Here is a 19305-nt window from a genome sequence, read left to right as displayed (position 1 = left end):
GGCCTGCACACTGCGGGCATCTACCCGCTACGGCTGGCCGACGTGCTGCGTCATCTGGACTGGGTGGGCATGGACATCAAGGCGGACGCCAAGGGCTACGACGACATCACGGGGCGGCGCGATTCCCAGCGTCCGGCGCTGGCGTGCCTGACGCAGTTGCTGTCCGCCGGACAGGATTTCGAATGCCGCATCACGTGGCATCCCGACTGGCTGGACGAGTCGCGGCTGATGGCGCTGGCGCGGGAACTGGCCCGCCGCGGGGTGCGCCACTTCGCGGTGCAGGCCGCGCGCGCCGCACCCGGCGCGCCCGTCGCGCGGGCGCTCAGCAACCAGGCGCAGGGCGAGCTGCGACAGGCCTTCCAGGAGTTTTCCTATCGCTGATCCAGATGCGCAGCCAGGGTGACGTGGAACCGCGGCGACACCACGGCGCCCACATTGCAGCGGGACCACGGCGACACCGCCGTGGGATCCACGCTGAACACGCGACCCGGCGCCATGATGACCTTCTCGGGCATCAGCGCTGCGGCCAGCGTCAGCGAATCGGCCACGCCGGGAAACGCAGACCACAGATACAACGAACTGGTCTGCCGCGTGAACACCTGCGCGCCCAGCGAATCCAGCACCTGCAACGCCTGCCCGGTCGCAGCTTCCAGCCGCTGGCGCAGCCGCACCAGATGCCGCTCGTAATGGCCCTCGCGCAGCATCACGTCCACCATTCGCTCGCAATATTCAGAACTGCTGACATGCACCAGCGCCTTCAGATCGGCCAAGTCGCTTGCCAGCGCGGCGTTGCAGGCAATGAAACCCACGCGCAACGCCGCCGAGAAAGACTTCGAAAAGCTGCCGATGTAGATGGTGCGCTCAAGCTGATCCAGCGCCGACAGCCTGACCGACGACGTGGGCTTGAAATCCGCCAGCGGGTCGTTCTCGACCACCATCAGGTTGTAGCGCTCTGAGAGCTGCAGGATCTTGTAGGCCTTGGCCGGCGACATGTCCGAACCGGTGGGGTTGTGCGCGATCGACTGCGTGAAAAAGAGCCGCGGCTTTTCGCGCTGCAGCAACGATTCCAATGCAACGACGTCCGGGCCGTCAGGCAGGCGCGGCACGCCCAGCATCCGCACCCCGGCCAGCTTCAGCTTGCCAAAGAGCGGGTAGTAGCCAGGGTTGTCCACCAGCACCGTCGACCCCGGCGGCAGGAAGTAGCGGATCACCAGATCCATTGCCTCGTTGGCGCCATGCGTCAGCACGAGTTGCGACGGCGCGGTGTTGATGCCCACGTCGCCCAGCTTGCGGACCAGGCTTTCGCGCAGCGGCGCATAGCCGAAGCGGCTGCCGTAGCGGAACAGCGCGCCCAGTCCCGTGCGCACCACCTTCTGGTGATAGCGATCCATACGCATGTCCGCCAGCCACTCCACCGGCGGAAAGCCATCGCCCACGGCGACCGCATCCGGTTGGGTCTTGAGCTGTTCGCGCATCAGCCACACGATGTCCATCGCCCGGCTCAATTGCCCCGGCTCTTCTTCCGCGGCCGGGCGCGCGTGATCGACATCCAGCACGTAAAAGCCCGAGCCACGCCGCGGTTCGACCAGCCCGCGCGCCACCAGCATTTCAAATGCCACGACCACGGTGTTCTTGGCATAGCGGTGCAATTGCGCCAGCTCGCGCAAGGACGGCAGCTTGTCGCCCGCGCGGTAGACGCGGTCGGCGATCTGCTGGCCGATCAGGTTCGCCAGGCTCTCGGCGATGGGCGCCGCGCGCTGCGGCCTGCCCGGCGAATTGGCGTCATCCACGTTGCGCTCCCCGTCTTGTCGTTGCCTAAATTGGTGCAGTGCGATGGTACTGTTTGCCCAAACTGTACCTCTGAATAGCGGTACAGTTTACCTAGAATCGGGCCACTCGATTCTTATACGGAGACACGCCATCGTGGCCGATTCACGCCTGCCCAACTTCCGGGCCCTCACCCCCGCCCAACGCCTGGCCTTCATTGCCGACGCCGCCTCGCTCACTGCCGAAGAACGCCAGTTGCTGGCCGAGCCCGGCGCGCTGAACCTGGCCCGCGCCGACGGCATGATCGAAAACGTCCTGGGGACGTTCGAGCTGCCGCTGGGCGTGGCGGGCAACTTCCAGGTCAATGGCCGCGACGTGCTGGTGCCGATGGCCGTGGAAGAGCCGTCCGTGGTGGCGGCCGCCTCGTTCATGGCCAAGCTGGCGCGCGAAGGCGGCGGCTTCGAGACGTCCAGCACCCGTCCCCTCATGCGCGCGCAGGTCCAGGTCCTGGGGCTGACCGACCCCCATGGCGCGCGCCTTGCCCTGCTGCGCGAGCGCGAACGCATCCTGACCCTGGCCAACAGCCGCGACAAGGTGCTGATCGAACTGGGCGGCGGCTGCCAGGACATCGAGGTCCACGTGTTCCCGGACACGCCGCGCGGCCCGATGATCGTGATGCACCTGATCGTCGACGTACGCGACGCCATGGGCGCCAACACCGTCAACACCATGGCCGAGGCCGTGGCCCCGCTGGTCGAGGAAATCGTCGGCGGCTCGGTCCGCCTGCGCATCCTGTCCAACCTGGCCGACCTGCGGCTGGCCCGCGCCCGCGTGCGCCTGACGCCGCAGACGCTCGACACCAAGGAGCGCAGCGGCGCCGAGATCATCGAAGGCGTGCTGGACGCGTACACGTTCGCCGCCATCGACCCGTACCGCGCCGCGACGCACAACAAGGGCATCATGAACGGCATTGACCCGGTCATCGTGGCCACCGGCAACGATTGGCGCGCGGTCGAGGCCGGCGCGCACGCCTACGCCGCCCGTTCTGGCCGCTATACGTCGCTGACCCACTGGGAAAAGGACACGTCGGGCGCGCTGGTCGGCAGCATCGAAATGCCCATGCCCGTGGGCCTGGTCGGCGGCGCCACCAAGACCCACCCGCTGGCGCGGCTTGCGCTCAAGATCATGGACGTGCGCTCCGCGCAGGAGTTGGGCGAAGTCGCCGTGGCCGTCGGTCTGGCGCAGAATCTGGGCGCGCTGCGCGCGCTGGCCACCGAAGGCATCCAGCGCGGCCACATGGCGCTGCACGCCCGCAACATCGCACTGGTGGCCGGCGCCACGGGCGCGGAGATCGACGAGGTCGCCAAGCGCATGGCCGCGGAAAAAGACGTCCGCACCGACCGCGCGCTGGCCTTGCTGGAGGAACTGCGCGCGTCCCGATAACCCGCACGGCGAATACCCGAGGCGGCGCCGGTCCACCCGCGCGCCGTCCGATAAACACAGGAGAGAGACATGAAACAAAGCCCTCAGGCGCCGTCCACGCGCCTGGCTGAAGTCTGGAGCGACACCGTGGATCTCAGGCATCTGGCCTGGGCCATCGGCATTGGCATCTCGGTCAGCGTGGCCGGCTTCTTTGCCGCCAGCCGCTGGCTGCGCGGCGTGGTGGCGTCACCCGAGCTTGCGCACGCCTACGCGATGCTGGCCGGGCTGGCCGGCTGCGTGCTGGCCGGCGTGATCTGCGCCCGTCTGTTCCCGCCCAAACGCGAGGTTGTCGAGCACAGCGCCACGCACGATCCTGCCTGGCGCGCCGAAGTGCTGGCCGAGCTGGCCGAACAGCCCGGCGGCCTGGGCACGCTGGCGGACCTGCCCGAGGCCGTGGTGCGCGAGCTGAAGGAACTGGATCTGTACGACTTGTTCGCGCAGCCGGCGGCGCCCGCCGTCTCTGCCGCTGACGCCGATCTTGCCGACCCCCGGCGCGGCGCCGCCAAGGAGGCCTTGGCATGAGCCCCGAACTGCTTAACCAAATCATGGTGGCGGCGGGCATGGGCCTGTTGGGCGCAGTCGTGTTTGCGGCCATCGGCCTGGTGTCCGGCACCGACGAAACCACGACGCTCGCGCCGCTGACGCTGCTGGTCGTGCTGCTGGGCGTGCCGCCCGCCGGCGTCTTCACGTTCTTTCTGGCGGGCGCGGTGGCCAAGCACATGACGCACGCCGTGCCGACCGCGCTGCTGGGCATCCCGGGCGACACGCTGGCCACGCCGCTGCTGCAGGACGCGAACATGCTGCGCAAGCTGGGCGTGCCGCACATTGCGCTGCGCAAGATGGTATCCGGCGCCATCGTCGCCGCCTTCGTCGCGGTGCCGCTGGCGGTGCTGTTCGCCGTGCTGCTGGCGCCGTTCGGCGCCGCCATCACCAAGTCCGCCCCGTGGATCTTCCTGGCGGCCGCATTGCTGATCGCGTATTTTTCCGCGGGACGCTGGGCGGCGGTGGCGCTGCTGGTGCCTTTCGTCATGGTCATCATTGCGCTGCAAAGCCTGACGGCCAAGTACGGCGTCAAGCTCAGCATCAGCTACTTCCTGGGCATCGCCATCGGACCGCTGATCGCGGACCTCTTCACCGTGCTGTCGCCGCAAGGCCGCGGCAAGATGATGCGCGACAAGGTGCGCACGTTCTCGCTGGCGCCTGATGTGAAGGGCTGGTCGGGCTACTTTCCGAACCCGCTGAAAGTCATGGACCGGGTGCAGACGCGCTGGACGCTCGCCACCGCGGCGGTATCCAGCGCCACGTTTGTGTTCAGCCCGGTCGCCATGACCGTCGTGCTGGGCGAGCTGGTGGGCTCACGCGTCAAGCACGCCTATCACCGGCTGACGACGGTGCTGAGCGCGCGCAACGGCGTGACCGAGGCCACCTACATCGCCGAGGCGCTGATCCCGCTGATCGCGTTCGGCCTGCCCCTCAGCCCCGTCGCGGCGGGACCGGCCGCGCCGCTCTTTAACGCGCCGCCGCGCTTCACGGTGGATTCGGCAACGGGCCAGACGCACAACCTGCACAACCTGCTGAACCACTGGGAATTCCTGGGTTACGGCATGCTGGCGGTGCTGCTGGCGGCAGTGGTGTCCTACCCCTTCGCCATGAACTTCGCGCGCCGCGCCGCGCTGTTTGTGTCGCGCCGCGTCAGCCACGAAGCCATCATCGCCACTTTTGTGGGCCTGATCATCGTGATCAGCGTCTGGGAAGGCCAATTCCTGGGCCTGCTCGTGATCCTGACCATGGGCCTCATCGGCGGCCTGCTGTCGCGCCTGTTCGGCTTCAATACCGGCGTGCAGTTCATGGGCTACTACACCGCCGTGCTGTCCGTGCCGGCGATCGTCAAGCTGCTGGGATAAAACGTGACGGATGGGCGGGGGCTGTTTAGGCCCCGCCCATTGCCACGACACTTGATCCTTCGCAAGGCAGCGCTCCCCACGTTGCTCTAGCCTCTGCTCTCTTGACCAGAGGAAAGACTCATATCATGACGTGGTTCAAATCACTCACCCTCGCCGGACGCGAGTTGCTGCCCATCGTGCAGGGCGGCATGGGCGTTGGGGTATCCGCCCATCGCCTGGCCGGCGCGGTTGCCAGCCAGAACGCCGTGGGCACCATTGCCAGCGTCGATTTGCGCCATCACCACGCCGATCTCGTGGAAAAAACCGAAAAATGCAATGACCGCGACACGATCGACACCGCCAACCGCGAGGCCCTGCATCGGGAGGTCCGCGCCGCGCTCGATACGGCGCAAGGGCGCGGCCTGGTGGCGGTAAACGTCATGAAAGCCGTGCGCGACCATCCCGCGCTGGTGCGCCAGGCCTGCGAAAGCGGCGCCGAGGCCATCGTCATGGGTGCGGGCCTGCCGCTCGACCTGCCTGAAATGACGGCCGACTTCCCCAAAGTGGCGCTCGTGCCCATTCTTTCCGAGGCCCGCGGCGTTGCTGCCGTGTTGAAGAAATGGATGAAAAAGGGACGCCTGGCCGACGCCGTCGTCATCGAACACCCGGGTTACGCGGGCGGCCACCTGGGCGCGGCGCGGATCGACGACCTGCACAGCGAACGCTTCGATTTCAAAAAGGTGCTGGCCGATTGCCACGCCCTTTTCACTGAACTGCAACTAGGCCGTGACGCCCCCCGCCTCATCGTCGCGGGCGGCGTCGGCAGCCACGAACAGGTCCGCCACTGGCTCAGCAACGGCGCCGACGGCGTGCAGGTCGGCACCGCGTTCGCCGTCACCCACGAAGGCGACGCCCACGAAAACTTCAAACGCGTCCTGATCGACGCCGACCCCGCCGAACTGGCGGAATTCACCAGCGTTGCCGGCCTGCCGGCACGTGCGGTCGCCACGCCGTGGCTGACGCGCTACCTGCGCCAGGAAGGCACGCTACAAGCCAACACCCGCGCCGATCCGCGCCGCTGCAGCCAGCGTATGGACTGCCTGACGCAATGCGGTCTGCGCGACGGCATCGCCAAGTTCGGCCAATTCTGCATCGACTTGAAACTCGCGGCCGCCATGCGTGGCGAAGTCAGCCGCGGCCTTTTCTTCCGCGGCGCGTCCAAACTGCCGTTCGGCAATGCCATGCGTTCCGTGCGCGAACTGATGGATTACCTGCTGCACGGCGAGATGCCCGCAACGGCATAGGTCCAGCAATCCCCCTCAGATGATCTCCGGCAGGCGCCGCAGATCGTCTATTACTTCAAACGCGCCCTCGTCCAGCAACCGCTGCCGCTGCTGCGGTCCGTTGTGCGAGGCCCCCACAAACCCCACTGCCCGCATGCGCGCCGCGCGGGCAGCGCGCACACCCGGCACGCTGTCCTCGACCACGACGCAATCAAGCACCGCGGCCCGCATCTGCCGCGCCGCGTACAGAAAAACATCCGGCGCCGGCTTGCCCTTGGCCACCTGCGCCGTGCTGAACACATGGGGTGCAAACGTCTCCCACAGGCCCACCATCTTGAGCGCGGCCTCCAGCTTGGCCGGCATGCTGCTAGACGCGACGCACAGGTCCAACCCGCGTTCCTTCAATACCTTCAACGTCTCGTATACGTGGGGCAAGGCGCGCAGTTCGGTGCGAAACGTGCGTTCCAGCCTGGCGGCATACTGGCCCGCGAATCCATCGGGCAACGAGCAGGCGTGCTCGGCCTGCAACGTGCGCCACATGTCCGCATCCGGAATGCCGGCAAAGCGCAGCGCGGCCTCTTCGGGCGTGATGGCGATTCCGTGTTCGGCCAGGGCGCTGGATTGGGCGCGCGCGGCGATGATTTCGCTGTCGATCAGGACGCCATCGCAATCAAAGATGACCAGGCGCGGAGCGGGCGTGTGCATGTAACCTCCAACGTGTTCGACCGCTCCATGATAGGCCAGCGCGGTGACAGCGCCGCTCCCGCCTCATGACCGGCACCGAGTGACCGACGGCGCGCGCTGCCCAGCCTAGTTAAAGCTTCGTGCCCCCGACGCGCCGCAACCGCCAGGCGACCGCCACGCCCGCCNNCAGGCGCCCGCCCCGCCCGCCAGCCCCGCCGCCGCCACAATGAACGACGCGGACGACCAGCCAAAGCGGTCGATGGCGCCGCCCACCGCCACGGGCCCAATGACCTGCCCCAGATTGCTGCCCTGCATGACCAGCCCCACCGACGCCGCGGTCAGCGCCGGGCGCGGCGCCACCAGGGGCGCGGTGCCAAGCAGCGTCGCCGGGATCAGCCCGCCCACGGCCGAGAACAGCACGCACAGCAAAAAGGTGGTCATGGCCGGCAGCGCGGAACCGAAGATCAGCAGCGACACGGCCGCCATCACTGCACTGGCGCAGGCGATCAACGTGGACCGCCGCCAGCCGCGCGCAAGCAGCACGCCCGCGCCCAGATTGCCCACCACGTTGGCGGCGCTGGCGATGGCGCTGTACAACCCGGCCGCCGCCAGCGTCAGCCCCAGTTGCTCCATGAGCAGCACCGGCAGGAACGTAAACAGCGCGAAGAACATCAGGCTGTAGAGCGTGAATGACAGCGCCAGCAGCATCGGTCCAGCCGCGCCCATGGTGTCGACCGTGTCCTGTCGTAGCCCCTGCCACGACAGGGCGGCGCCGCGAGGCGTGGGCGGCGCCAGCACGGCGATGCTGGCAAGCGCCACGCCTGCGGCGATGCCCGCGCACCACCAATAGGCGTGCCAGTCGTCGAACGCCTGCGAGGCGAGCATCGCGATTGCCATTCCGGCCGGCATGTAGCAGCTCCAGAGTGCAAAGGCGAAATCGCGCCTGCCGCCGGTGACGATGCGCTGCAGCGCGGCGGGGCCGGCCACCGTAATCATCAGGAAACCCAATCCTTCGATCACCCGAGAGCCAAGCAGCACGCCATAACCGGGCGCCAGCGCGCCCACCACCGTGCCCACCGCCGTCGCCGCCAGGCCCAGGATCAGCATGCGCCGGGCGCCAAAGCGCGCGATTATCCCGCCCGCCGCGATGCCACCCACCGTGCCCAATATCGAAAATACCGCCGTCAGCGTGCCAATGGACGCGAGGTCCAGCCCCATATCCTTGCGCAGCAGCGGCGCGGCGATGATGACCTTGCCCACCTGCAACGCCGCCACGACGCCCGCGCCCACGATGGTCAGCACCGCGCCCCAATGCGCGTGCCCGGTGGCGGCTTCCGCCCCTTCGACCTTGTCCATCCCACCCTCGCTTTCACCAAGATTCCGGCATCATGCCTCGCAAAATTGGTTCCGCGAAGTGATAACCTTTCGACGATCTTGATCGAACGAATAGATCAACCTTCCCATGATTGACGCGCTGACCCTGGACCAACTGCGTGTGTTCGCCGCCGTCGCAGATACCGGCAGCTTTCGCGCGGCCGCCCGCCGCTTGTCCCGCGTGCAGTCCGCCGTCAGCCACGCCATCGCCAATATGGAGGCGCAATTGGGCGTCCCGCTGTTCGACCGCGCCGGCCATCGTCCCGTCATGACGCCGCAGGGCCAGGCGCTTCTGGCTAACGCTCGCGACATCCTGCTGCGGGTCGATGCGATGCGCGCCCGGGCGCAGGGCCTGGGCGAAGGCGTTGAGCTGGAGCTTTCGCTGGTGGTGGATACCCTCTTTCCGATCGAACGGGCTGGCGCGGCGCTGAACCACATGCGCGCGGCGTATCCCTCGGTGGCGATGCGCGTCTCGGTGCTGCCCTTGGGCGGACCGGTCGACGCGCTGTTGGCCGGCACGCACACATTGGGCATTCTGGCGGGCGAGCATTTCCGGCATCCGCGCATTGCGGTGCAGGCGCTTGGCGCCATCCAGATGGTGGCCGTGGTCGGCGCTTCGCATCCCCTGGCGCAGTCCGCGCGCGCCGGCCGCGCGCTTACCGCGGCGGACCTGGCGGATCACCTTCAGATCGTGCAATCCGATCCCTCGTCGCTGTCCGAAGGCCGCGACTTTGCCGTGCTGTCGCCGCAGACCTGCCGCGTCAGCGGCCAGGACACCAAGCACGCGCTGATCCTGTCCGGGCTCGGCTGGGGCCGGCTGCCGCTCTGGCAGGTAGAGCGCGACCTGACCGAGGGCCGTCTGCTGCGCGTGCCCGCCGCCAGCCTGGGCCGCGACAGCCAGATCACCACCGAAACCTATCTTGCGCACCGCATCGACCGGCCGCTGGGACCGGCCGCGCGCGCGCTGGCCCAGGCGCTGCACGCCGGCATTCACCCCTGAGCCTTGGGCGGCTGCGCGTAGCTCACCCCCATGCCGGCGCGCACGTCGTTCTGGATGCCATAGGGCGCGATGGGATAGCGCAGGCCATTGGCTGCCAGCGCCTTCATGCCCTCGATGGCGATGGGCAGATAACGGGGAGGCAGCGCCATGAGCATTTCATCGTCCGGCACGCCGCCATAGCGGCGTTCGGCGAAACAGGGCAAGGACAGGCTGGGCTCGCCGGTGGCAAGCGCCCTGCCCCAGGAGTCCGCACAGGCGGTTTCCCCCACGACGCTCCAGTCAAAGCGCCGATAATTTTTCCATTGCAGGCCGTTGATCAGGATGATCATCTGGCCCGGCGTGGCGTACACGAGGCAGATGTCCGGCGGGTCAGGCGACCGTTCGCCAGCGGCGACACAACCATGGCGCGGTGCTTGCCCGCCGGCACACACGTCAGTGCCTCCTGGCGCGCCCGGGCATCGGCTTCGGTCGCGTGCCAGACCCCCACATATTCCTTGCCGCGCTTCCAATCTTCGTCCTGCGGCCCCAGCCCGATGACCGCACGGCATTGCGCGCCGACCAGATCGTCTCCCGTAATGCCAACCGTCCAGCCCAACCGCGCCGCCATGCCCACGATCTGGTCCGTCGTGTGCGTGGCCTTGGGCCGGCGCAGACCCTTCACACCTGCCATGTCGGCTTCGTGCTCGTAGAGCTTCATGCCGATGACGGTGGTCTTCAGCCGCAGCAGCCGGTTCAGGTCGTCGACCAGCGACGCCCAGTCGAGCGCGGTTTCCTGCCTTGTCTCTTCCATGTTTGTCCTTTGGACTGTTGTACGCGGTATGGCCAGCCGAAGGCCCGCGTTGCCGCACGCGGTCAAGACTACAACGCGTCAGGCGAACCCGTCGATGCCCCGCATCAGCGCCGCCGCGATGCGCGGCTGGCGCAACTGGTCCAGCCACCAGCGCAGCGCGCGCCCGTCGTGATCGCCGCGCCACGCGAGATACAGCAGGTTGGGCTCGCGCGGCGTCTCGGTCGCCATTTCCACCAGTTCGCCTCGCGTCAGCAGGGAGGCCACGCGGTGGCGCGGCACCCAGCCGACGCCGAGGCCTTCGCGTTGCGCCAGGATCTTGGCGCGCATGCTGGGCACGGCCAGCGTGGCCTGCCCGCCGACCCTGCCGTAACCGCGCGCCGACGAGCCGCGNNCGTGTCGGCGACGACGACGGCGCGATGCTGCTGGATCTGGTCCTGGCGTAACGGCCCCTTTGCCTTGGCCAGCGGATGGCGCGGTGATACGGCAAATAGCCATTCCATCTCGCCCAACGCCGCCCATTGCAGGTTGGGCATCGTCTGCGGTTCGTTGGTCGCGCCCACGAGCAGGTCTGCCCGCCCTTCGCGCAGCGCTTCCCACGTGCCGCCCAGCACCTCGTGCGTGAAGCGCAGCCGCACGCCCGAATCCAGCTTGTCGAAGGCCTGGATCAGCGGCGCCATGAGTTCGAATTCCAGGATCTCGTCGCTGACGATGTGCAGGCGGTCTTCCCAGCCGCTGGCCACCTGCCGCACGCGTTGCGTAAGCCGGCTGACATCCTGCGCCAGCCGCGCGGCTTCGTCCGCCAGCAATTGGCCGGCGGGCGTCAGTTGCAGTCGATAGCCGCGGCGGTCGAACAAGAGGGCGTCAAAGCGTTCCTCCAACTGCCGCGCGGCGTGCGACACGGAAGACGGCGCCTTGCCCAGCCGGGCGGCGGCTCGGGACAGGCTGCCGCTGTCGCGGATGGCTTCCAACAGCGAGAGTTCATTGGCACTCAGCATCGCGGGCTCAATATAGTGGGCTCTTCCTCGGGGACTACACGTTCCGGGCCACACATGTGCAATTTCTTCGAACGTGTTTGTGCGTCAGATCGTACGACAAACCACCGGGCAAGGCGCAACATGGCTACACCTCACCTCCACACCAAAGGAACCCGTCATGAACCGTTTTGAACAAAAGACCGTCCTGGTCACCGGTGGCACCAGCGGCATCGGCCTCGCTGCGGCCCAAGCCTTCGCCGCCGAAGGCGCCCGCGTCATCCTCACCGGCCGCGACGCCGCGGCGCTGGAGAAGACCCGCGCCACCCTGGGCGGCAACGCCTTGGCCATCCAGAACACAGCCGGTGCGCCCGGCGCGGCCGCCGCCTTGGCCGACGCCCTCGCATCGGCCGGCGTGCGGCTGGACGCCGTCTTCGTCAATGCAGGCATCGCCAAGTTCGCCCGGCTCGCCGACGCCACCGAAGACCTGTGGGACCAGACGTTCGACACCAACGTAAAAGGCGTGTTCTTCCAGCTGCAGGCGCTGGATCCCTTGCTCAACGCAGGCGCGTCCATTGTGCTCAACGGGTCCATCAACGCCCATATCGGCATGCCGGCGTCGTCGATCTACGCGGCCAGCAAGGCGGCGCTGATCTCGCTGGCGAAAACGCTGTCCGCTGAATGGCTGCCGCGCGGCATCCGGGTCAACGTCGTCAGCCCCGGGCCGGTCACCACGCCGATCTACGGAAAGCTGGGCCTGGATGCCGACACGCTGGAGAAAACCGCCGCCAGCATCCAGGCGCAGATTCCGCTGGGCCGCTTCGGCACGCCGCAGGAAATCGCGGCGACCGTCCTGCACCTGGCCGCGCGCGAATCGGCCTTCATCGTGGGCACGGAGATCATTGCCGACGGCGGCATGAGCCAGCTTTGAACCGCGGCCGGGCCGATGGCCGGGCGGTGCTAGGATGCGGGGCATGACTACGATCCTGCACGCCCACCCCATCGATCCTGCCGTGCGCGAACGCGTCATGGCGACCCTGCAAGACATCGAGCAGCGCCACGACGTGCGCGTCCTGCTCGCCTGCGAATCCGGCAGCCGCGGCTGGGGCTTTGCCTCGCCCGACAGCGACTACGACGTGCGCTTTCTGTACGTGCACAAGCTGGACTGGTATCTGCGCGTGGCGCCGCAACGCGACGTGATCGAGCTGCCGATTGACGACGAACTGGACGTCTCGGGCTGGGAGCTGCGCAAGTCCCTGCAACTCTTGCGCGGTTCCAACCCCACGCTTTTCGAGTGGCTGGATTCGCCCATCATCTATCGCCAGGACGAGGCCGTCAGCGCATGGCTGCGGCACTTTCGGAGTGCGTACTTTTCCAGCACCAAGGGTCGCTGGCATTACGTGTCGATGGCCGGCCGCAACTTCCGCGAATCGTTGCAGGGCGACACGGTTCGCCTGAAGAAATACTTGTACGTCCTGCGCCCCGTGCTGGCGGCGCAATGGATCGACAGCGGCCGGGGCGTTCCGCCGATGCGCTTCGCCGATCTGGCCGACGTCATCATCACCGACGCCGCGTTGCGCGCCGAGATCAATGAACTGCTGGCCATCAAGATGGCGGCGGGCGAAGCCGAACACGGTCCTCGCTTCCCGCTGATCCACACGTATCTTGAATCGACCTTGGCCGAACTGGAAAAAGCGCCCTACTTCGACCGGCCCGACGGCCAGACCGAGACGCTGGACCGGTTTTTGTATGAGGTCGTCACGGGCGCGCCGCTGACGTATTGAGGCTTTGCTTCCCAGCTCGGCGGATCCCGAGCCACTGATGCACCGGCGAAGGCGAACGGAGATTTGTGTCCGCTAAGGCCCGATTGATCGCAATGCGCGCTTGCAGATTCGTGCGGTCGCGTCGCTGGGCGAACCCGCCGACCATCGGGCGCACACTTGGCGCACCCACTGCGGCTGATCCTTGCTGGCGTCGTTGAGCCAGTTGGCCACCGAGTCCTGTACGTAAACGGACGGATCGGCCCGCAACGGTTCGAGCAGCGGCAGCGCGATGGCCGGATCAGCCTTCAGCGCCGCGATGTGCGTGCACCAGACCCCGCGCGGGCGCAGCGATTCGCTGGCAAAACGCCGCCCGCGCTCCGACGCATGCCGCGTCCAGGGCCGCAGGCATTTGACCGATGTTTCCAATTCCGCCGCCAATTTCGGCCGGACGGCCAGCCATGCCCATTCCCGCACACCGAAATGCGCATCGTCGGCCAACGGACGAATCAGGTCGAGCCGTTCTTGCACCACCACCCCCGGTAACGCACCCACCATGAAGCACGCCCAGCCTCGGACGGTATCGGACGGATGCGATTGCAGTTCGGCGATGGCTTGCGGCCCCACGCTGTCCAGCAATATGCCGGCCGCTCTCGCCATCCGCCGGGAGATTCCGGCCGCCTTGTCTTCGCGCATCAAGGCCAGGCCCTGAGCGCCTACCTGAGGCACTGCTGCCTGCATCAGAATCGCGAAGTCCACCGCAAGGCATTCCGTCAGCGTGGCGGCCGGCGCGCCTGCATTCAATTGCGCCAGCCGAGCCGGGGCAATGTCCTTCACGCCTCGGCCTGGCGGTTTGTCCGCAACACGGAGACTTTTACTCGGCGCGGCTGGCCCCTGCTTGCTCGTCGCCTTGCTCATTCTTGACCTTCCTGCCTGGCAACCCGGCCTGCATCCGTACCGCGCCACACTTTCGTCAGCAACCCGCCAAGCTGCCGTTGCTCCGCACCGGTCAGCCCGTCAAAGAGCGAACCGATCCATGCCGCGTGCTCCTTGAACAGTCTGCCCGCCATCGCCCTGCCCTTGGCGGTCAGCATCACGGCAATCTTGCGGCGATCCGCCTGCCCGCCCTGGCGCTCGACAAACCCATCCCGCTCCAGCCCATCCACCAAGCCTGTGATCGTTGCGCGCGTCACGCCCGCACGTGTCGCCAGTTCATGCGGCGGCAACCCGTCTGGCTGGCCGTGCAACAGGAACAGCAGCACGAACTTGGCTTCAGACAACTGCTTGGGCGCCAGCCGCATTGCGCAATCCCGGTCGATGGCGCCGGCCAGCGCAAGCACCTGAAAACACAGGCGAACGCCGTCGGCAGACGGCAATTCCCGGCGGGCAACTTCTTCAAGCAAGGCGTGATGTTTGGGTTCCAGCATGATCGGAAAGGGATTATTCATATGTGGCCGTATAGTATGGCGGCTAATCGTTTTACGCAAATGTGCCGCAAGGAGCCGGTATGATCGAGGGCTTTTCAACTTCCGCTCGCAAGGAACCCAGCAGCATGTCCGACAACACCAAGCCATTCGACGTCCAGAACTTCATTGCCCAAAGCATGGAAGGCATGCAGGCCGCCACCACGGCGCATTGCGCGACCTGGCATCTGGACGAGGCCGAGCAATGGTCGGTGGACATGGATAGCGGCCTGATCGTGTTCCAGTTGCCGGGCGGCATCGTCGCCACCTCGCCGGTGCAGATCATCGGCACGTCGAACAGCGAAGACGGCAGTTTCCTTTGGGGCTGGGACCATCCGTCCGTGCCGGCCGAGCTGGCCGAGCACGCGCAACTGGCGTTGGCCTTCGGGCGTGCGCATGGACTGCCCGCCTACACCGAACGCAAGGTCGACTGCGACGACGCCCAGGCCTGGGAGTTCACCGCCGTCGCCATGCGGCTGGGTGAAGCCTCCGGCTCGTATCGCGCGCAGGCGTCCGAGACGGCTCATGTGTGGATGACGTTCGGCAAAGTGTCGCTGTCGAAGGCGGAAAGCGAGTGACGGTGGCATCAGGGGTCATCGGACTGTTGCTGGCCGTTGCGCTTTGCGCGCTGGTGCATGTGGCGGTGATGGCCTTCGCGGGACGCGCGCTGGGCGTGGCGCTGGATGAACTGTCGTTCGGGCTGGGGCCGCGCCTGTTGCGGTTGGGCAAGGTCAGCATCCGGCTGTTGCCTGTCGGCGGCGCGGTCCGCTTCCAGACGGCGGGCGCCACGATGCCGGTGGATGACGCGGACATTGACCCGCAACACCTCGAAGCGCAGCCACTCTGGGCGCAACTGTTCATCGGCGCTTCCGGCTGCTTCGCGCTGATGGCGCTGGCATGCGCGCTCCTCGGCGGCGCTGCGGGCGTCCAGGCGCTGGCGGGTGGATTTGCGAATATCGTCAGCGGCGCGCTGTCGCCGCTGCACACGGCGCAGGCGCTGCTGGCGCGCGTCGATGCCGCCGCGCAAGGTCTGCCATTTTCCACGTTGCTGGGCCTGACCGCCGCCACCACGGCAGCGCTTAACCTGCTGCCCTTGCCGGGCGCGAACGGCGGCTTCTTGCTGGGCGCGCTGGGCAAAAGCGCCGGCTTGGGCAAGCACTGGCCGGCGTCCGTTACACAGGCCCTGCTGCTGGCTTATGTGGCGCTGGCGGTATCCTGGCTCGTCGCGGCCGTGGTGTATCTCAGCAATGGTGTCTGACACCCGAGTGAAAGCAGGTGTCTGACACCTTCACGCCTTACCGATACAGCACCGTCGGCAGCCACATGCCGATCCCCGGGAACATGTACAGCAGAAAGATCGCGACGACCTGGATCCCCATGAACGGCATCATGCCCAGGAAGATCTGATTCAGTGTCACGTGCGGCGGCGACACGCCCTTCAAGTAGAACGCCGACATGGCCACCGGCGGGGACAGGAACGCGGTCTGCAGATTCAGCGCGACCAGCAAGCCGAAGAACAGCGGATCGATGCCGAAGGTATTGAGCAGCGGCACGAAGATCGGCATGAAGATCACGATGATCTCGGTCCATTCCAGCGGCCAGCCGAGCAGGAAGATGATGATCTGCGCCAGCAGCAGGAACTGGATCGGCGTGAGGCCCAGCGACAGCACCCATTCTTCGATGATGCGCTGGCCGCCCAGCAGCGCGAATGCCGCCGAGAAGATCGATGACCCCACGAACAGCCAGCACACCATGGCGCTGGTCTTGGCCGTCAGGAACACCGATTCGCGCAGTACCGGCAGATTCAGCCTGCGATACGCCAGCGCCAGCAGCGCCCCGCCGCCCGGTCCCAGCAGCACATGGTAAAGAATTTCGCGGATAATCTGTTTTCCGAGAATACGCGCATCCAGCGGCCTTTCCATCACGTCTAACAGGCGTTCAATCGCGCAGAGAATTTCCTCCGACAGGGTCGCGGAGTTGATACCGCTTGCCGCCATTGACGGCCGGAAAAGTTCGTCCTCCCCAATCTCCATCAGCAGCTCCTGCAACTGGAGGATGTCGACGTTGACGCGGATCCCGGCCAGCGGTACCTCCTCTGTCGCGAAAGTTTCACATTCGAAGGGTAAAGGTACTGTCAGAAGCAGATATTCATTGGTGTCGTAACGGAACACGCGCTCATTGATATAGCCAATCTTATGGCCAGAAAAGAGAAACACGATGCCGGGCTGATACATCACCGGGGTGCGCGTCCCGGGCTGGGTACCGTACAGCAATCGGATATCCGGCAACAGCTCAGCCGAATCATTTCCGTTATCTATCAGTCTTTTAATCTGCGACGTTAGCTGGCGGCAGATGGCATCACGGTTCATTTTCAGTTACTCCGGGTACGGTTTCCGACGCTGACAGTGTGCGCATTTTCTTACCGTTTCTCCAGCGCGCTGTAGAAATGGGCAAGACATCGGCAGGAATGTGCATTGAGAGGATAGCGCCTGCCCGCCACAATGAGCAGCATCAGGTTGCCTTCTGCGCCACCACGATTTTTTACCCACTACAGGGAACAAGCCATGAACAACTTTAATCTTCATACCCCAACCCGCATTCTGTTTGGTAAAGACGCCATCGCCGACCTGCGCGCGCAAATCCCCGCTGACGCCCGCGTGCTGATCACCTACGGTGGCGGCAGCGTGAAAAAAACCGGCGTGCTGGATCAGGTTTACAGCGCCCTGGACGGACTGAACGTGCGCGAGTTCGGCGGTATCGAGCCTAACCCGTCTTATGAAACGCTGATGAACGCGGTAAAAATCGCCCGTGAGGAGCAAATTACCTTCCTGCTGGCGGTGGGCGGCGGTTCCGTGCTGGACGGCACCAAATTCATCGCGGCGGCGGCCCATTACGCTGACGACATCGACCCGTGGCATATTCTGGAAACGGGCGGCAGCGACATCAGCAGTGCGATCCCGATGGGCTCCGTGCTGACGCTGCCGGCCACCGGATCAGAGTCCAACAAAGGCGCGGTCATCTCCCGTAAAACCACCGGTGACAAGCAGGCCTTTATGAACGAACACGTTCAGCCCGTGTTCGCGATCCTCGATCCGGTTTACACCTATACCCTGCCTGCGCGTCAGGTGGCGAACGGCGTGGTCGACGCCTTTGTTCACACCGTTGAGCAGTACGTTACTTACCCGGTAAACGCCAAAATTCAGGATCGTTTCGCGGAAGGCATTCTGCTGACGCTGATTGAAGAAGGTCCAAAAGCGCTGAAAGAGCCTGAAAATTACGACGTGCGTGCCAACGTGATGTGGGCTGCCACCCAGGCGCTGAACGGCCTGATCGGCGCAGGCGTGCCGCAGGACTGGGCTACCCATATGCTCGGCCACGAGCTAACGGCGATGCACGGCCTGGATCACGCCCAGACGCTGGCGGTGGTTCTGCCTGCGCTGTGGAACGAAAAACGTGACGCTAAACGCGCCAAACTGCTCCAGTACGCCGAACGCGTGTGGAACATCACCGACGGTTCCGACGATGCGCGTATTGATGCCGCGATTGAAGCCACCCGTCACTTCTTTGAAAGCCTGGGCGTGCCAACGCGTCTCTCTGGCTACGGCCTGGACGGCAGCTCCATCCCTGCCCTGCTGGCGAAACTGGAAGCACACGGTATGACGCAGATCGGCGAGCATGGCGACATCACCCTGGACGTCAGCCGTCGTATTTACGAAGCGGCACGCTAAGCGTTTTTAGGATCCTGACTTTCGTTTTTTGACATTTCGTCCAGACTTAATGCACATCACATCGTCGGAGGTTCCCTCCGGCGATGAGCACCTGAAGGAGGAAAAATGGCAAACCAAACCGTAATCAAGCTACAGGACGGCAACGTGATGCCCCAGCTGGGGCTAGGTGTATGGAAAGCCGGTAACGACGAGGTCGTCTCCGCCATTCATAAAGCCCTGGAAGTCGGCTATCGGTCCATCGATACCGCCGCCGCCTATAAAAACGAGGACGGCGTGGGAAAAGCGCTTGCCAGCGCCGGCGTTCCCCGGGATGAGCTTTTCATCACCACCAAGCTGTGGAACGACGATCAAAAGCGTCCCCGCGAAGCGTTGCAGGAGAGTCTGGAGAAACTCCAGCTCGATTTCGTCGATCTTTATCTCATGCACTGGCCGGTACCGGCTATCGACCATTACGTTGATGCCTGGAAAGGGATGATTGAACTGCAAAAAGAGGGGCTGATAAAAAGCATCGGCGTCTGTAATTTCCAGGTTCATCATCTGCAACGCCTGATTGATGAAACGGGCGTCGCGCCGGTGATTAACCAGATTGAGCTGCATCCGCTGATGCAGCAGCGCCAGCTTCATTCATGGAACGCCACGCACAAGATCCAGACCGAATCCTGGAGCCCGTTGGCTCAGGGCGGCGAAGGGGTGTTTGACCAGAAAATCATCCGTGAACTGGCGGATAAGTACGGTAAAACCCCGGCGCAGATCGTCATTCGCTGGCATCTGGATAGCGGTCTGGTGGTGATCCCGAAATCGGTCACGCCATCGCGTATCGCCGAGAACTTCGACGTCTGGGATTTCCGCCTGGATAAAGACGAGCTGGGTGAAATTGCGAAGCTGGATCAGGGCAAACGGCTTGGGCCGGACCCGGATCAGTTTGGCGGGTGATCCCCTCACCCTGCCCTCTCCCNNAGCGCAGCGCCACCGGGCATTGTTACAGGTTTAACCGGTCTTACGTTTTACGTTCTTCTTCGTTCCCGCAACACCGTTCGAACGCTGATGCTCAATAGGCGTGTGTTTGGTCAGCGCCGGGCGCGTGTTGCGGTTCTGGCGGCGCGCTTCGCGCATCTCTTCC

Annotated in this window: 18 protein-coding genes and 3 pseudogenes; 12 read left to right on the top strand and 9 right to left on the bottom strand. The window is 65.4% G+C overall.

All coding sequences use genetic code 11. From position 1 onward, the window contains the following. Nucleotides 1-381, top strand: a pseudogene (locus B3446_RS23240) (anaerobic ribonucleoside-triphosphate reductase activating protein); the annotation flags it as partial. Here the strand turns inward: B3446_RS23240 and B3446_RS23235 are convergent. After that, a complete protein-coding gene (locus B3446_RS23235; RefSeq protein WP_291385717.1) occupies nt 372-1790 on the bottom strand; it encodes a PLP-dependent aminotransferase family protein in 1419 nt (472 codons plus the stop codon). The pseudogene B3446_RS23240 and the gene B3446_RS23235 overlap by 10 nt on opposite strands. A gap of 130 nt (nt 1791-1920) precedes the next feature. On the opposite strand from B3446_RS23235, the gene B3446_RS23230 reads away from it, so the two are divergent. From B3446_RS23230 to B3446_RS23215, 4 genes are all read left to right on the top strand, one after another. After that, a complete protein-coding gene (locus tag B3446_RS23230) occupies nt 1921-3210 on the top strand; it encodes a hydroxymethylglutaryl-CoA reductase, degradative (RefSeq protein ID WP_191575853.1) in 1290 nt (429 codons plus the stop codon). Between the two features lie 69 nt (nt 3211-3279). After that, entirely contained in the window at nt 3280-3771 is a 492-nt protein-coding gene (locus B3446_RS23225) for a hypothetical protein (protein WP_291385715.1), read from the top strand. Beyond that, entirely contained in the window at nt 3768-5153 is a 1386-nt protein-coding gene (locus B3446_RS23220) for a tripartite tricarboxylate transporter permease (protein ID WP_291385713.1), read from the top strand. Before B3446_RS23225 ends, B3446_RS23220 begins: the two co-directional genes overlap by 4 nt. A 125-nt stretch (nt 5154-5278) precedes the next feature. Beyond that, nucleotides 5279-6436 (top strand): NAD(P)H-dependent flavin oxidoreductase, encoded by a 1158-nt coding sequence (locus B3446_RS23215; protein ID WP_191575361.1) that lies wholly within the window; start codon nt 5279-5281, stop codon nt 6434-6436. A 15-nt stretch (nt 6437-6451) separates the two neighbouring features. Here the strand turns inward: B3446_RS23215 and B3446_RS23210 are convergent, their stop codons facing one another. Together B3446_RS23210 and B3446_RS23205 are read right to left on the bottom strand one after the other, a co-directional pair. After that, nucleotides 6452-7120 carry an HAD family hydrolase gene (locus B3446_RS23210; RefSeq protein ID WP_291385710.1) on the bottom strand — a complete coding sequence of 223 codons (669 nt, stop codon included), beginning with the start codon at nt 7118-7120 and terminating at the stop codon, nt 6452-6454. 105 nt (nt 7121-7225) lie between these two features. Beyond that, nucleotides 7226-8455 (bottom strand): CynX/NimT family MFS transporter, encoded by a 1230-nt coding sequence (locus B3446_RS23205; RefSeq protein WP_291385708.1) that lies wholly within the window; start codon nt 8453-8455, stop codon nt 7226-7228. A 106-nt stretch (nt 8456-8561) separates the two neighbouring features. Here B3446_RS23205 and B3446_RS23200 point away from each other — a divergent pair, with 106 nt between their 5' ends. Continuing rightward, on the top strand, nt 8562-9473 hold the full coding sequence (locus B3446_RS23200; RefSeq protein ID WP_291385706.1) for a LysR family transcriptional regulator: 912 nt from the start codon (nt 8562-8564) through the stop codon (nt 9471-9473). Here B3446_RS23200 and B3446_RS23195 read toward each other — a convergent pair. Both B3446_RS23195 and B3446_RS23190 read right to left on the bottom strand, forming a co-directional pair. Beyond that, a pseudogene (locus B3446_RS23195) lies at nt 9464-10263 on the bottom strand (DUF169 domain-containing protein). The gene B3446_RS23200 and the pseudogene B3446_RS23195 overlap by 10 nt on opposite strands. Nucleotides 10264-10341: 78 nt before the next feature. Next, nucleotides 10342-11258, bottom strand: a pseudogene (locus B3446_RS23190) (LysR substrate-binding domain-containing protein). A 157-nt stretch (nt 11259-11415) separates the two neighbouring features. Here B3446_RS23190 and B3446_RS23185 point away from each other — a divergent pair. Together B3446_RS23185 and B3446_RS23180 are read left to right on the top strand one after the other, a co-directional pair. Further along, entirely contained in the window at nt 11416-12165 is a 750-nt protein-coding gene (locus B3446_RS23185; RefSeq protein WP_291385704.1) for an SDR family oxidoreductase, read from the top strand. Nucleotides 12166-12208: 43 nt separating this feature from the next. Beyond that, nucleotides 12209-13018, top strand: a complete 810-nt coding sequence (locus tag B3446_RS23180) for a nucleotidyltransferase domain-containing protein (protein ID WP_291385702.1) — start codon at nt 12209-12211, stop codon at nt 13016-13018. Nucleotides 13019-13090: 72 nt separating this feature from the next. On the opposite strand, the gene B3446_RS23175 is transcribed toward B3446_RS23180, so the two are convergent. After that, nucleotides 13091-13912 carry a DNA alkylation repair protein gene (locus tag B3446_RS23175; protein WP_409558295.1) on the bottom strand — a complete coding sequence of 274 codons (822 nt, stop codon included), beginning with the start codon at nt 13910-13912 and terminating at the stop codon, nt 13091-13093. After that, nucleotides 13909-14421, bottom strand: a complete 513-nt coding sequence (locus tag B3446_RS23170; protein WP_291385719.1) for a MarR family winged helix-turn-helix transcriptional regulator — start codon at nt 14419-14421, stop codon at nt 13909-13911. Before B3446_RS23170 ends, B3446_RS23175 begins: the two co-directional genes overlap by 4 nt. A gap of 125 nt (nt 14422-14546) precedes the next feature. Between B3446_RS23170 and B3446_RS23165 the strand changes: the two genes are divergently transcribed. Next, nucleotides 14547-15035: a DUF6882 domain-containing protein gene (locus B3446_RS23165; RefSeq protein WP_291385697.1), complete on the top strand. Its 489-nt coding sequence runs from the start codon at nt 14547-14549 to the stop codon at nt 15033-15035. Further along, nucleotides 15032-15715 (top strand): site-2 protease family protein, encoded by a 684-nt coding sequence (locus B3446_RS23160; RefSeq protein WP_291385696.1) that lies wholly within the window; start codon nt 15032-15034, stop codon nt 15713-15715. Before B3446_RS23165 ends, B3446_RS23160 begins: the two co-directional genes overlap by 4 nt. Nucleotides 15716-15752: 37 nt before the next feature. Here the strand turns inward: B3446_RS23160 and B3446_RS28615 are convergent, their stop codons facing one another. Beyond that, nucleotides 15753-16826 (bottom strand): AraC family transcriptional regulator N-terminal domain-containing protein, encoded by a 1074-nt coding sequence (locus tag B3446_RS28615; RefSeq protein ID WP_414632417.1) that lies wholly within the window; start codon nt 16824-16826, stop codon nt 15753-15755. Between the two features lie 195 nt (nt 16827-17021). Here B3446_RS28615 and yqhD point away from each other — a divergent pair, with 195 nt between their 5' ends. Both yqhD and dkgA read left to right on the top strand, forming a co-directional pair. Then, nucleotides 17022-18185, top strand: a complete 1164-nt coding sequence (gene yqhD, locus B3446_RS23145; RefSeq protein WP_032619024.1) for an alcohol dehydrogenase — start codon at nt 17022-17024, stop codon at nt 18183-18185. 105 nt (nt 18186-18290) lie between these two features. Further along, complete coding sequence (gene dkgA / locus B3446_RS23140) at nt 18291-19118, top strand: 2,5-didehydrogluconate reductase DkgA (RefSeq protein WP_003862493.1); 828 nt, start codon at nt 18291-18293, stop codon at nt 19116-19118. A gap of 54 nt (nt 19119-19172) precedes the next feature. Here dkgA and B3446_RS28610 read toward each other — a convergent pair. After that, a partial coding sequence (locus B3446_RS28610) for a hypothetical protein (RefSeq protein WP_414632418.1) occupies nt 19173-19305 on the bottom strand: 133 nt, incomplete at its 5' end.

Source organism: Achromobacter sp. UBA5777 (genome assembly GCF_002418565.1).
Taxonomy (GTDB): domain Bacteria; phylum Pseudomonadota; class Gammaproteobacteria; order Burkholderiales; family Burkholderiaceae_B; genus Achromobacter; species Achromobacter animicus.
The sequence above is the reverse complement of the archived record's forward strand: the minus strand, read 5'-3'. Positions and strand labels throughout refer to the sequence as shown.

Bases quoted from the DNA above. Each gene is read 5' to 3' on its own strand.
- B3446_RS23225 (WP_291385715.1), top strand. From the start codon at position 3,280: ATGAAACAAAGCCCTCAGGCGCCGTCCACGCGCCTGGCTGAAGTCTGG.
- B3446_RS23220 (WP_291385713.1), top strand. From the start codon at position 3,768: ATGAGCCCCGAACTGCTTAACCAAATCATGGTGGCGGCGGGCATGGGC.
- B3446_RS23215 (WP_191575361.1), top strand. From the start codon at position 5,279: ATGACGTGGTTCAAATCACTCACCCTCGCCGGACGCGAGTTGCTGCCC.
- B3446_RS23210 (WP_291385710.1), bottom strand. From the start codon at position 7,120: ATGCACACGCCCGCTCCGCGCCTGGTCATCTTTGATTGCGATGGCGTC.
- B3446_RS23200 (WP_291385706.1), top strand. From the start codon at position 8,562: ATGATTGACGCGCTGACCCTGGACCAACTGCGTGTGTTCGCCGCCGTC.
- B3446_RS23185 (WP_291385704.1), top strand. From the start codon at position 11,416: ATGAACCGTTTTGAACAAAAGACCGTCCTGGTCACCGGTGGCACCAGC.
- B3446_RS23180 (WP_291385702.1), top strand. From the start codon at position 12,209: ATGACTACGATCCTGCACGCCCACCCCATCGATCCTGCCGTGCGCGAA.
- B3446_RS23175 (WP_409558295.1), bottom strand. From the start codon at position 13,912: ATGAGCAAGGCGACGAGCAAGCAGGGGCCAGCCGCGCCGAGTAAAAGT.
- B3446_RS23170 (WP_291385719.1), bottom strand. From the start codon at position 14,421: ATGCTGGAACCCAAACATCACGCCTTGCTTGAAGAAGTTGCCCGCCGG.
- B3446_RS23165 (WP_291385697.1), top strand. From the start codon at position 14,547: ATGTCCGACAACACCAAGCCATTCGACGTCCAGAACTTCATTGCCCAA.
- B3446_RS28615 (WP_414632417.1), bottom strand. From the start codon at position 16,826: ATGAACCGTGATGCCATCTGCCGCCAGCTAACGTCGCAGATTAAAAGA.
- yqhD (WP_032619024.1), top strand. From the start codon at position 17,022: ATGAACAACTTTAATCTTCATACCCCAACCCGCATTCTGTTTGGTAAA.
- dkgA (WP_003862493.1), top strand. From the start codon at position 18,291: ATGGCAAACCAAACCGTAATCAAGCTACAGGACGGCAACGTGATGCCC.